Source organism: Desulfotruncus alcoholivorax DSM 16058, assembly GCF_000430885.1.
GTDB classification, from domain to species: domain Bacteria; phylum Bacillota; class Desulfotomaculia; order Desulfotomaculales; family Desulfallaceae; genus Desulfotruncus; species Desulfotruncus alcoholivorax.
Map to the genome: position 1 here is coordinate 21905 of NZ_AUMW01000027.1, position 12944 is coordinate 34848.

Annotated in this window: 15 protein-coding genes; 13 read left to right on the forward strand and 2 right to left on the reverse strand. The window is 47.2% G+C overall.

Annotated elements, in window-relative coordinates:
• Positions 1-3 precede the first annotated feature (3 nt).
• The 4 genes from floA (at position 4) to larB (ending at position 3057) form a co-directional block, all read left to right on the forward strand.
• Positions 4-1005, forward strand: coding sequence for a flotillin-like protein FloA (gene floA, locus H569_RS0113375; RefSeq protein ID WP_027365411.1), 1002 nt, complete (start codon positions 4-6; stop codon positions 1003-1005).
• 90 nt (positions 1006-1095) lie between these two features.
• Positions 1096-1551 carry a hypothetical protein gene (locus H569_RS0113380; protein ID WP_157833539.1) on the forward strand — a complete coding sequence of 152 codons (456 nt, stop codon included), beginning with the start codon at positions 1096-1098 and terminating at the stop codon, positions 1549-1551.
• The gene (gene larC, locus H569_RS20395) at positions 1548-2327 is read left to right on the forward strand and encodes a nickel pincer cofactor biosynthesis protein LarC (RefSeq protein ID WP_081411017.1); all 780 of its coding nucleotides are present in this window, start codon (positions 1548-1550) and stop codon (positions 2325-2327) included. Before H569_RS0113380 ends, larC begins: the two co-directional genes overlap by 4 nt.
• Positions 2296-3057 (forward strand): nickel pincer cofactor biosynthesis protein LarB, encoded by a 762-nt coding sequence (gene larB / locus H569_RS0113390; protein ID WP_027365413.1) that lies wholly within the window; start codon positions 2296-2298, stop codon positions 3055-3057. Before larC ends, larB begins: the two co-directional genes overlap by 32 nt.
• A gap of 204 nt (positions 3058-3261) precedes the next feature.
• Here the strand turns inward: larB and yedF are convergent, their stop codons facing one another.
• Both yedF and selD read right to left on the reverse strand, forming a co-directional pair.
• A complete protein-coding gene (yedF, locus tag H569_RS0113395; RefSeq protein ID WP_027365414.1) occupies positions 3262-3876 on the reverse strand; it encodes a sulfurtransferase-like selenium metabolism protein YedF in 615 nt (204 codons plus the stop codon).
• A 366-nt stretch (positions 3877-4242) separates the two neighbouring features.
• Entirely contained in the window at positions 4243-5283 is a 1041-nt protein-coding gene (selD, locus tag H569_RS0113400; protein ID WP_081411018.1) for a selenide, water dikinase SelD, read from the reverse strand.
• Positions 5284-5613: 330 nt separating this feature from the next.
• On the opposite strand from selD, the gene H569_RS0113405 reads away from it, so the two are divergent.
• The 9 genes from H569_RS0113405 (at position 5614) to era (ending at position 12913) form a co-directional block, all read left to right on the forward strand.
• Entirely contained in the window at positions 5614-5856 is a 243-nt protein-coding gene (locus H569_RS0113405; RefSeq protein ID WP_027365416.1) for a hypothetical protein, read from the forward strand.
• Between the two features lie 85 nt (positions 5857-5941).
• Positions 5942-6226, forward strand: coding sequence for a sporulation protein YqfC (gene yqfC, locus H569_RS0113410; protein WP_027365417.1), 285 nt, complete (start codon positions 5942-5944; stop codon positions 6224-6226).
• A gap of 14 nt (positions 6227-6240) precedes the next feature.
• Positions 6241-7494 carry a sporulation protein YqfD gene (yqfD, locus tag H569_RS0113415; RefSeq protein ID WP_027365418.1) on the forward strand — a complete coding sequence of 418 codons (1254 nt, stop codon included), beginning with the start codon at positions 6241-6243 and terminating at the stop codon, positions 7492-7494.
• An 18-nt stretch (positions 7495-7512) separates the two neighbouring features.
• Complete coding sequence (locus H569_RS0113420; protein ID WP_027365419.1) at positions 7513-8493, forward strand: PhoH family protein; 981 nt, start codon at positions 7513-7515, stop codon at positions 8491-8493.
• Between the two features lie 4 nt (positions 8494-8497).
• On the forward strand, positions 8498-10645 hold the full coding sequence (locus H569_RS0113425) for an HD family phosphohydrolase (RefSeq protein ID WP_027365420.1): 2148 nt from the start codon (positions 8498-8500) through the stop codon (positions 10643-10645).
• On the forward strand, positions 10629-11090 hold the full coding sequence (ybeY, locus tag H569_RS0113430) for an rRNA maturation RNase YbeY (RefSeq protein WP_027365421.1): 462 nt from the start codon (positions 10629-10631) through the stop codon (positions 11088-11090). Before H569_RS0113425 ends, ybeY begins: the two co-directional genes overlap by 17 nt.
• Before the next feature lie 6 nt (positions 11091-11096).
• The gene (locus H569_RS0113435) at positions 11097-11456 is read left to right on the forward strand and encodes a diacylglycerol kinase (protein WP_027365422.1); all 360 of its coding nucleotides are present in this window, start codon (positions 11097-11099) and stop codon (positions 11454-11456) included.
• 153 nt (positions 11457-11609) lie between these two features.
• Entirely contained in the window at positions 11610-12017 is a 408-nt protein-coding gene (gene cdd / locus H569_RS20400) for a cytidine deaminase (protein WP_034630667.1), read from the forward strand.
• A complete protein-coding gene (era, locus tag H569_RS0113445) occupies positions 12017-12913 on the forward strand; it encodes a GTPase Era (RefSeq protein ID WP_027365423.1) in 897 nt (298 codons plus the stop codon). Before cdd ends, era begins: the two co-directional genes overlap by 1 nt.
• Positions 12914-12944 lie beyond the last annotated feature (31 nt).

Genomic DNA, 12944 nt, shown 5'->3' on the forward strand with positions numbered 1-12944 from the left:
AAAATGGGTGCCGGAGTAGTTTCAGTCATAATTTTATTTGTACTGATAGTTTTGGCAGTGGTTGTTATTTTCAGTTTTATACCCGTAGGTCTGTGGATATCAGCTTTGGCTGCGGGAGTACGGGTTGGCATCGTTACGCTAATTGGCATGCGCTTGCGCCGGGTTACGCCTTCGCGTATTGTTAACCCGTTGATTAAAGCCGACAAAGCCGGGCTCGATATTTCGGTGAACCAGCTTGAAGCTCATTATCTTGCCGGGGGTAATGTTGACCGGGTGGTGGACGCGCTAATCGCTTCAGAACGCGCCAACATTAACCTGCCGTTCGAACGGGCGGCGGCCATTGACCTGGCTGGCAGGGATGTGCTGGAAGCGGTGCAAATGAGCGTGAACCCCAAGGTTATTCAGACACCGTTGGTTTCTGCAGTGGCCAAAGACGGCATTGAGGTAAAGGTTATGGCCCGGGTAACGGTGCGCGCTAATATTGACAGGCTGGTTGGCGGTGCCGGTGAGGAAACCATTCTGGCCAGGGTGGGTGAGGGTGTTGTTTCCACAGTGGGTTCAATGGATAATCATAAAGAAGTATTGGAAAACCCCGACTCCATATCCAGGACAGTCCTGGACAAAGGGCTTGACGCAGGAACTGCTTTTGAGATTCTTTCCATTGATATAGCTGATGTTGACGTTGGGCGTAACATTGGGGCTACGCTGCAGACCGACCAGGCCGAGGCTGATAAAAAGATAGCCCAGGCCAAGGCCGAGGAGCGCAGGGCGATGGCCGTTGCCCGGGAACAAGAAATGAAGGCGGCTGTGCAGGAGATGCAGGCCAAAGTGGTTGAAGCCGAGGCTCAGGTGCCGTTGGCGCTGGCCGATGCATTGCGTCAGGGAAAACTGGGCGTAATGGATTACTATAATATGCAAAACCTGCTGGCTGACACCGGTATGCGGCAGAGTTTATCCAAAATGGGGTCGGATGAAGCGGGAGACAACCACAGAGGCTCCAAATAAAAGCCCGGGGGTAATTCCATGAAGACATTAATTTTTTTGCTTATAATTTTTTATCTAGTCTTTTCTAAATTAGGAAGGATGGCCGGTCGTATGCCAGCCCCCCCCGGGCCAAAGGAAACCGATTTTCCGATCCCCGCTGAGATGCCGAATTATAGTGAAGAGGACGATGCTCCGCTTTCCGGTCCCTGGAACAGAAATAGCGGCGCTAAGGAATCCGGGGCGAAGAAAAGGGAGACTATTGGATGTGATCCGGTGTTAATGGAACCTGGGCCCCAAAGAACAGGTGATATGCAGCATGTGCCGGAGTCAGCTGCTTTTAAGCATCCGGCGATGGTAGAGACTGTTCTGCTGCAGCAGCCGGAATCAGAAGAATTGGTTTGCCCAAAAGGTGAAATTTCACCAGGTAGAGGGCAGGGACGTCATAAAAGAAGGCGCAGAAAAAATCCGCTGGCTGCTGCCCTTAATGGCAAGCCTGAGCTTGTGGGCAGTATTTTGGTGGGAGAAATTATAGGGACACGCGGCGGCTACAGGGGGAGACGTAAATGAGATTTGCCTACTTTGATTGTTTTTCCGGTATTAGCGGGGATATGATTCTGGGGGCTTTTGTGGACCTGGGCGTTGAATTGGAACAATTACAGCATGGTTTGGAGAAATTGCGCCTGCCCGGATTCCGGCTCGAGGCTGCTGCCGTTAAAAGGTCCGGCTTATCGGGAACCAAGGTGAATGTTATAGTTGACGATGCACCACAGCCCCATAGAAATCTGTTGGATATATCCGGTATCATCGACCGCAGTGATTTAAAACACAATGTAAAAGATTTAAGTCTGAAGATCTTCAACAGGCTGGCCGAGGCGGAAGCTAAAATACACGGGACAGATATTAATAATATCCATTTTCATGAAGTCGGGGGTCTGGACTCAATTGTCGACATCGTGGGCGCGTCAATTTGTATGGATCTTTTAGGTATTGAAGAGGTATATTGCTCTAAATTAAATGTTGGCCAGGGGTTTATTAAATGCCAGCACGGCATATTACCCGTACCTGCTCCGGCAACCCTTGAATTATTGCGGGGCGTGCCAATTTACGCCTACGGTTCCGGGAAAGAACTGTTGACCCCTACCGGTGCTGCGATAATTACCACCATTAGCGGGTGGTTTGGCCCGTTGCCGGAGATGGTGGTTGAAAAAGTGGGGTACGGGGCCGGTTATCACGACTTGGACTTGCCGAACATGCTAAGAATTTTGTTGGGGACGCGTTTGCCTTCGGGTGAGGGGGGTAAAAATAGACATCATGAACATGCAGCACATTGTGTCACTTCTTGAAGAATATAAAACAGGGCGGGCGGGACTGGGCGATGTTTTAAAAGAGTTAAAAAAACTGCCCTACGAGGATCTCGACTTTGCCAAGGTAGATCATCACAGGGCATTGCGAAACGGTTTTCCTGAAGTGATTTTCTGCCAGGGGAAAACCGTGGAGCAGGTGGTGAAAATATTCCACAGCCTGGCTGATAATAACCGCAACATTTTGGCAACCAGGGCTGGGCAGGAGATCTTTGAAGCTGTTCAAGCCCAATACCCGGAAGCTAAATATAATGCACCCGGCCGGGTGGTGAGTTTGACCAGGGAACAATGTAAAAACTCCTCCCGCAAGGTTCTGGTATTGACGGCCGGCACCGCCGACATTCCCGTGGCGGAAGAGGCGGCGGTATGCTCCGAGGTTATGGGGCACGAGGTAGAGCGAATTTACGACGTGGGTGTGGCCGGGATTCACCGGCTTTTTGCCCATTACGATAAATTTGACACCGCTGCGGTTTTAATTGTGGTTGCCGGTATGGAAGGCGCGCTGGCCAGCGTGGTGGGCGGCCTTGTGGATGTGCCGGTTGTGGCTGTGCCCACCAGTGTCGGGTACGGAGCCAACTTTAACGGTTTATCGGCGCTGCTGAGCATGCTGAACAGCTGCGCCAAGGGAGTCGGTGTTGTAAATATAGACAACGGCTTTGGCGCGGCGGCTCTGGCTGATGCAATCATCCGCAGCGGATTGAAGAATGGATAAAGATTAGCCAAGGGAGGGGTCAGGGGTCAGGAGTCATAATGGAATTGTTTATTGTCCCGAAGTATTCTGAATTCTGACTACTGAATTCTGACAACTTGGCAGTAACGAAAATCTTAAAACTGCATCGTACGGTCCATGTCATTGTGAGGAGCGCAGTGATGCGGTAAAAAAGCCGGTACCCATTGATTATGGGAACCGGCTTTTTTATCCTATGGCAATAACTTTGCCCGGTCCTATGAGCTGGTTGTTGATGTCAAACATATTAGAAATGTTACCTACGGAAAGCTTATCCTTCTGTTTGTAATAATCCAGGCATGTCCCGCAGGATAATACTGCAGTGCCTTCTGCGTGCATCTTTTTAATCTGTTCAAGCACCGGCGATCCTTCACAGGTTAGGTAAACCCCGGTGTTCAAAAACAATAGCGCCGACGGCAGCGGCTGGGTAGCCACAAGGGTGGTGAACAGGCTTTTAATCAATACCTGGCCCAGGTCCGGCGAGCCCTGCCCCAATGAGTTGGTTGTGACGAAATAAACAGGTCCTACATCAGTGGTGTTTCCGCTTTGTTGTTTAATAACGGATTCCGGCCCTGGGGAAGACTTATTTGATTTGCTGACAGTTAGATGATAAAAACCGTCTTTCTCTTCCTCGCTTACAGTATAACCGGAGTTTTTGGCAAACAAGGTGATATTTTGGCGGGCCACATCATTGTCCACAATGGTGGTAACCGCGTCGACACCTGCTTCTTCCAATGCGTTTTTCGTGTTGATCACCGGTTGAGGGCACGCCAGCCCCCGGCAATCCACAGTTTTGTGCTGCATAGTTAATGCTCCTTTCAAATAATATCCTTTAATACATAGCAATGTGCGGCACTGGTAGTGTAAAATAAATATCATTGACAAGGTGATCCGGTGGCTTCCTGGAGCAAGCGGAGCACTGGAAGCGGTGCTTAGCCCGTCAAATCCCAAAAGCTATGACATCTCATGGGGACATACCTCTGACCCCAAAGCTACGACCCCAAAGAGAAGGTGTGTCCCCTTTCATCTTTAGCGTAAAGTTTCGCCGGGCTGTCTGTTGCAAGCGTTAGCTACCAATAACTACAAAGATATAAGGGAAATTGCGCAGCGCGCGGAGGGAACCACCGGAGCGCCAGTTACAAGTAACGTTAAATTTTTCTACGTAAATGCCTATATCACAGTTATCAGCGTGCCTGTAAAAGGCAGCACTTCGCCTATTACCGCGCAGTTAACGCCTTTTTCCTTCAGTTCATCAACCAGTGCACTGGCCCTTGCTTCAGGTATAGAAATAAGCAATCCTCCGGAGGTTTGGGGGTCAAAAAGCGCCAGTTGCTCTTCAGTCTTCAGATTACCTTGCAATAGTATTTTCCCCTCTAAATAATTTCTGTTATCATAGGCGCCGGCCGGGATTAACCCCAGGCGCGCCATTTCCATTGTTTCCGGTAACAACGGTACTGATTTGCATTTGATGTGTAAACTGACTCCGCTTGCTTCGGCCATTTCTGCGGCGTGGCCTAACAGCCCGAACCCTGTAATGTCGGTACAGGCACTGGCACCGTGCTTGAGCATTATCTCCGAGGCAGCCTTATTTAAGGTGGACATGGAGGAAACCGCCGTTTGCATAGCCCCGGGTGAAACCAGACCTGCCTTGATGCCGGTGTTAATGATCCCGGTACCCAAAGGCTTTGTTAGTATCAACAGGTCGCCCGCCTGTGCTCCGGCATTGGATATAATTTCGCCGGGGTGGGCCGTTCCTGTTACGGCCAGACCGTATTTAGGCTCATCGTCGCGTACAGTATGACCTCCCGCTATGATACAGCCGGCTTCCATGGCTTTATCGGCGCCACCCTGCAGCAATTCTTCCAAAACGGAAATGGGAAGGCAATCTGGAAAACAAACTATGTTTAATGCCAAAAGCGGCTTACCTCCCATGGCGTATACATCACTAAGAGAATTTGCCGCAGCGATTTGCCCGTACAGATACGGGTCATCCACCATGGGGGTAAAGAAATCAAGTGTGGAAATCAGGGCCTGGTTTTCGTTTATTTTATAAACTGCGGCGTCGTCGGAGGTGCACGGTCCGATCATTAGATTTGGATTTTGGGTAGCTGGTATATGTCGCAGTACCTGCGACAGGGTCTGGGGACCCACTTTCGCCGCTCACCCGGAGGTTTTGGCCAGGCTTGTCAGCTTGATCTGTTGGTTGGACATGCAGATCCCCTCCTTTCAATTAGCTTCTCACAAATATTCTTTTTTAAGCTAAATCAATCCTTTATTAATAAAATAAAAAAATTTTATCAATATAACATATTATAAAAATTAATCTTATGATATACTTTTCCCTAATGGTTATAATAAATAAATATAATATGCGCCAGCGAACTTAATATGTTAAAATTTTAAAAGGTAAAATAGTTATTTATTTGATTGAGGGGGTACATTATGCAACAGTATGAGGTTATTGTTTTCGGCTTAAATGCCCCGGCTCCGAGTTTTGGCTGAGGACCGAGACCCTCCGCAGGTTGCGGGCCGCAAAAAACAATGAAAGATGAAGCCGAAGATTTAAGCGTGGCTTTAAAACAAAATTTTGGCGATGAGGTCAATGTAAAATTTGTTGATGTAACTTCGGAAGAAGTACAGGAGTATCCCAAGATTGTGTCTATTCTTCCAAGGGTACGCCTGCCATTAACCGTTATAAATGATGAACCTCGTTTTCACGGGGGCATATCAGCAGAAGTCATTGCTGATGCAGTATTGGAAATGAAAAAAGCAAAGGAAGGTTAATTTTATCTGGTACAATTAACCAACGTTCTCGTTATTTTTCCCCTTCTTGCCGCATAGATTTATAGTGGCAAGGAGGGGATTTTTTATGGCATGGAAGGATATTAAAAACAGGGTTAAAAGGCAATTGTCCGATTATCTTGAGCTGCCGGGTGATATTATGTTGGACTTGCCTAAAATTGTTCTTGTGGGCAATCTTCAGGTTTTTATAGAAAACCATCGCGGTATCCAGGAATATAATCCCCGGTTGGTGCGGGTTGTTGTCAACGATAAAGTTATTGAGGTTACCGGTGAGAATCTTTCACTGCGCAATATTTTGCCTGACGAAATATGTGTTGAGGGCCAAATATCAGCGGTGGTGTTCTTAAGCTAGGGGGTGGCGGTAAAATGTTATTGTTTCGAATTCTATCTTTTTTGGGCGGTTATGTGACAATAGCTTTGCCGGAAGATTGCCTGGAAAAATTTATCAATATGGCCACCACCAGGGGAATATTTTTGTGGGGTATCTCCGGAGTAGGAGCAGATAGAGTAACGTTAAAAGTTCACTTGAGTGGTGTACAACCTTTGCGCCATGTGGCCAGGATGACCCGATGCAGGTTTACAATTGTTGAAAAAGCCGGTTTACCCTTCATTATTATAAAATTGCGCAGGCGCAAGGCTTTGCTTTTAGGCGCTTTGTTTTTTGTGGTGGCAATATATTTATCTTCATCATTTGTTTGGTTTGTTAATGTGTCCGGCAATAAAAGCATCAGTGAGCAGGAGATCAAAGAAATAGCCCGCCAGTCCGGTTTATACCCCGGAGCTTTTAAACCTTCAATAGATAGTGAAAAAATTGAAAAGATCATTATGAACAGGTTTACGGATCTTTCCTGGGTTGGTGTTTGTTTTGATGGGACAAGGGCTGATATTAAAGTAGTAGAAAAAGTGCTGCCTCCCAATAATAACCTGAATGCCAAAATTGATATTGTGGCAACTAAAGATGGCCTGATCAAACAGATTCTAGTTCTGCAAGGGCAGCCGCTGGTCCAGGAGGGTGATACTGTTAAAGCAGGGCAGGTACTGATATCTTCTGCTATTCCACCGCCGAAAGTGGAAGATGAACTGGATAACATAGAAGAAAGCGCCCGGGAACCGCAGGAGGAAGAGCAGACGGTAAAATATGTTCACGCCAGAGGCATTGTCAAGGCCAGTGTCTGGTACGAAGGTTATAAAGAAGTTCCCCTCATAGAAAAGGGGGAAAACTATACGGGACATGAAATTACCAAACTTTGCATTAAAATCGGAGCAAAGGAAATAATTCTAATGGGACCCGGAGATGTCCCTTTTGCTAAATATGATATCTTAACAGATTGTAAAAAAGTCCCTGCTTGGAGGAATATAAATATACCCGTCGAATTTATTAAGGTTAAATACTTGGAAAAAGTTGATTATAAAAAAACTTATCGTAAAGCAGAGGCGCTCCGTTTGGCCGGGGAAGGTGCAATTGCTAAAATTGAAAAAGACATCCCATCCGGCGCACGGATAATAAACAAACACTATGAAGAAGTGAAAATTGCGGAAAATGAAAATATGGTAAGAGTAAAGGCGTTAATAGAAACAATAGAAGAAATTGGAACGGAGAAGCCCCACCCGTTGAGCTAAAGGAGGTTATAAGCATAATTGGTGGAAAACGTGGAAGCACGGGTGATAATTGATGACGTCGGCATTGCCGCAGAAATATTTGGTAAACACGATGAGAATTTGTCATTGTTGGAAAATTCGTTTGGTGTAAAAATGGTTGCGCGCGGCGAGGAGTTGCTTATTATTGGGCGGCGTGACCAGGTAGAAAAGGCTAAAGAGATTGTTGAACAGTTGCAGGAGTACTGCAGGGTCGGCAACCGGTTGACTAAGCACGAGATAAATTATACCATTAAAGCTGTTAAAGCCGGTAACTCCGGAGTCCTTGCAGGGCTTGCCAAAGATGTCTTTCTTGTTACTCCCAGGGGTAAAAAAATCAAACCCAAAACTGCAGGGCAGCAGAAGTATATTGATGCCCTGCAGAAACATGATATCGTTTTTGCTGTCGGTCCGGCGGGTACTGGTAAAACTTACCTGGCCGTGGTTATGGCGATCAGGTCTTTACGCAACCGCAGTGTTAATAGGATTGTGCTGACCAGGCCGGCTGTAGAGGCAGGGGAAAAGTTGGGTTTCTTGCCCGGCGATCTCCAGGAAAAAGTCGATCCTTACCTGCGCCCCCTTTATGATAGTCTGTATGACGTGCTGGGTTTTGAAAGTACCCAGAAATATATTGAACGTCATGTCATTGAAATTGCCCCTCTCGCTTATATGCGGGGAAGGACGCTGGATGACTCTTTTGTTATTCTTGACGAAGCTCAGAATACGACACCGGAGCAGATGAAAATGTTTCTAACCCGCCTTGGCTTTGGTTCCAAGGCGGTAATTACGGGAGATGTTACGCAGGTTGACCTGCCCCGGGGGCAGCAATCCGGCCTTGTTCACGCGCTGCAGGTATTGTATGATGTAGAAGGTCTGTTTTTTCACTATTTTTCCGGGGAAGACATTGTCAGGCACCCGCTGGTGCAGAAGATTGTTAAGGCATATGAAGAAAGAAGCACGACGTCTGAGTTAAAAGAGGAGTGATTAAATGCTTCCTCTGGCAAAGGTTCGGGCGAAAATATCGCAAGTATTCTTAAATTTGGCCGGAAGAAGAAAAGTTCGGCGCGGTTTGGCCGCTTTCGTTTTTTTTGTTGTTTTGACCTTATTAATTTCGGTTGAATTTATGCCCCAAAGAATTAACCTTGTGGTTGGCCAGGTTTCGCCAACAAATGTATTTGCGCCACGCAGCGTTACGTATGAGGATAAAAACAAAACTGCGGAGGCAAGAAATATTGCCGCAGCCCAGGTTGAAAAACAGTATATTATCGACCCGCAGGTTAGTATAGATGTGCAAAAAAATATTTCCAGCCTGATTGCGGACATAGGTAAAGTACAGAATGACGGAAACCTGGACGAAAACCAGAAAGTCAGTAAATTAAAGGAAATTATTCCTTTTAGTTTATCAAACAGCACATTAAAAATACTGTCCCGTCCCAACCCGGAGAATTTAAAAAAGATGGAGACCGGTATTACCGGACTTATATCACAAGCAATGGATGAAGGTGTTACACAAGAGAACACGGCAGAGGTGGGGGACAAGCTGGTTGGGAGAATACCCAATTTACAGCTGGAAGCTCCTTATAACTCGGTTGCTGCCGATATCATTAAAAATTACCTGCGTCCAAATAAATTTGACGACCTCGAAAAAACCAGGCGCCTGCAGCAGTCTGCCAGGGAGGCGGTTTCTCCGGTAATGGTTTCCATTAAGGAAGGGGAAAAGATTATCGGGGCAGGTGAAATTGTAACCGAGGAGCATATTTCAAAACTGGAGGCGTTAGGCCTTTCCCGCCCGGTTATCCCTATTTCGTCAATACTAGGTTCGGCTTTACTGGTGGGGCTTTTAATGGTGGTGGTGCTTTTTTATCTTTACCAGCAAAACCGGGAAATATATAAAAACGCCGGGCACATTTATCTTTTGGGAATAGTTGTTTTTCTCACCCTGGGTGTATCCAAGGCCATAATTGCCATTAATCTAGCTCAGTGGCCCGCGTTTGCAGCCTTATTCGGCTACCTGGCGCCTATTGCCGCCGCGGGAATGTTGATAGCCATATTGCTTGATTCCCGGTTAGCGGTGCTGGTTGTGGCGGTAATTAGTTTTTTATTAGGTTTAATGACCGGGGGGCAAATCAGATTTGCCGTAGTGGCTTTGATTGGCGGCATCACCGGTGTGTATGGTGTGAGCAAGCTGAGCCAGCGCAGCGATATGGCCAGGGCGGGGTTTTACACTGGCGCGGCTAATATTTTAGCGATTTTCTCTATGGGGATGATCAGCGGAACCCCGTTGGGATTAACCATGACTTCCAGTTTGATCCTGGGCTCTTTAAACGGCATCCTTTCATCAGTTTTAACCAATGGTGCAGTGCCTTACCTGGAAAGCGCTTTTGGCATAACTTCATCGGTGCGTCTTTTAGAGCTGTCCAATCCAGGCAACCCGCTGCTCCGGCGAATGCAAATTGAGGCTCCGGGGACCTATCACCACAGCCTTTTGGTGGGTAACCTGGCGGAATCCGCAGCTGATGCTGTGGGAGGGGATTCACTGCTGGTCAGGGTGGCGGCATATTACCATGATATTGGTAAAATGAAAAGGCCTTATTTTTTTATCGAAAATCAAATGGGTGACAACCCGCATGATAAGATAGCCCCGACCTTAAGTACCCTGATTCTTACATCACATGTTAAGGACGGGGTTGAACTGGCCCGGGAAAATAAGCTGCCCCAGGGTATAACCGATATCATTGAGCAGCACCATGGCGACAGTTTATGCAGTTTCTTTTACCACAAGGCCGTGGAAAATAATAAAAATGAAAGTGTTTCCGAAGACGAATTCAGGTATGAAGGACCCAAACCCCAGACCAAGGAAGCAGCAATTGTCATGCTGGCCGATGCTGTGGAGGCGGCGGTCAGATCGCTGCAAAATGGAACGCCCGGGCGCATTGAAGGGGTAGTGCGCAAAATTATCAAGGACAAGCTAATGGATGGCCAACTGGATGAAAGTGACCTAACCTTTAAGGACCTGGACGCAATTGCCGCAACTTTTATTAGGATGCTTTCAGGCATATTCCACAACAGGATCGAATATCCTGATATGACCAAGGAAATGGAAAGGAGAAAGAAAAAGCGTGCCATTGGTCGTTAGTAATTTGCAGGAAAAGCTTCCGGTTGATGAGGATTTGATTGGCCTGCTTACCCGGGTGGTGGAAGCAGCCTTGGCTGACACGGTAGAATATCATGATGCCGAGGTTGGCCTTGTTTTTACTGATAATGAATATATTGCGGACCTGAACCGGCAATACCGAAATGTAGACGGGCCCACAGATGTGCTCAGCTTTTCCATGTTGGAAGGTGAGCCGGTTCAAGACGGAAGTGACTCAATCATGCTGGGGGATATTGTGATATCACTGGAAAAGGCACTCCAGCAGGCTAAAAGATTCGGCCACGGGCTGACCAGGGAAATTGCTTATCTTACCGTTCATGGTGTGCTACACCTGCTGGGCTACAATCATGAAACCGATGCTGAGAAAAAAGTGATGCGGGAGAAGGAGGAGCAGATACTGAGCCGGGTGCTTTTGCCGGAAGGGTGATGTGGCTTGTTGAAGTTTGCGCGGGCTGTGGGCTGGGCGGTTTCAGGCATACGATATGCTGTAATAACCCAGCGCAATATGAAAATTCACCTGGTGGTGGCCATACCGGTCATAGTTACCTGCCTTTACCTTAAAATGTCGCCGGCAGAACTGGCAATTATATCATTAACAATTTTTCTGGTGTTGGCTGCTGAAATGTTTAATACTGCCATTGAGGTTGTAGTTGACCTTTTTACTGCTGACCGGCATCCCCTGGCCCGGGCAGCCAAGGATGTGGGTGCGGGTGCGGTTTTACTAACGGCCATAAATGCTCTGATAGTGGCTTATTTATTAATATGGCCGCGTATAGCCGGCCTTTTTGGGTAGAACCCCATGTAAACTAGCGAGGCACCATCGGCAGTATGAACAAGGGGTTGTAAAGTAGGGGCGGACGACCCTGTCAGCCCGCCCTTGTGTCAGATGTTAGTCATCAGGGATAATCAGTAAAAGTTTTTTCCGGGTAATTATCGGGGTGATTTAATGAGTCCGGAGGAGTTAATTAACAAAGCGTTTGAAGCTCAAAAATACGCGTATGCGCCATATTCACACTTTGCAGTGGGAGCGGCCCTGCTAACCGCGGAAGGTGAGGTTCACACCGGTTGTAATATTGAGAATGCATCTTACGGGCTTACGGTTTGTGCTGAGCGGGTAGCTATACTTAAAGCTGTTTCCTGCGGGCAGCGGTCCTTTAAATCAATGGCTGTGATTGCCGACACAGAAGAATTCTGCAGTCCATGCGGCGCCTGTCGCCAGGTGTTGTCCGAATTCGGCGGAGATATTAAGGTTTACCTGGCCAACCGCCGGGGCGAATACCGTACCATGACCGTAGGTGAACTTTTGCCAGGGGCTTTTTCACTGTCCAAAAGCAACAATCAGGAGGATGCGTAGTGAACAAAGTTGGGTTCAAATCTGGTTTTGTTACGATAACCGGCCGTACCAATGTTGGTAAATCCACTTTGCTAAACAGGATGGTAGGCCAAAAGGTAGTTATCATGTCCGACAAACCGCAAACCACCAGGCATAAGATTCAATCGGTATTAACCGGTGAGGATTACCAGGTGGTTTTTATTGACACCCCGGGTATCCACAAGCCCAAGCATAAGCTGGGGGAACGAATGGTGGAAACCGCTTTAAAGACATTGCGGGAAGTTGACATAATTATGATGCTGGTTGAAGCGGCTATGCCCGGATCCGGCGATAATTATATCATTGAACAGGTAAAGCAGGTTTCCCAACCTGTTATTTTGGTAATAAATAAAATTGACCTGGTTAAACCGGCCGAACTGGTTCCGATTATTGAAACATTTCGTAAATTGCATGATTTTGCTGAAATAATCCCTGTTTCCGCTTTAACCGGGGAAAATGTGGAAAAGCTGATCCGGGTGATTGTTGACAGGCTGCCGGAAGGTCCCCAGTACTACCCGGATGATGTGGTGGTTGACCGGCCTGAAAGGTTTGTTATGGCCGAGCTGATCAGGGAAAAGGTGCTGCATTTGACCAGTCAGGAAGTTCCCCACTCTGTTGCCGTAGTGGTGGAAGAGATGGAGCAAAGATCGGAAAATCTTGTGGCGGTCAGCGCTGTTATCTATACCGAGCGGGAAAGCCAAAAAGGCATATTAATCGGCAAGGGCGGTAGGATGCTAAAGGAAGTAGGCAAGCTCGCCAGGGAGGAAATGGAAGCGCTGTTGGGGTCAAGGATATTCCTTGAGCTTTGGGTTAAAGTTAAAAAGGATTGGCGTAACCAGGATATCCAAATGAAGAACTTCGGTTTTATTGAAGATTAAAGTAAACTTGATTGACTTTAATATAAGCAAG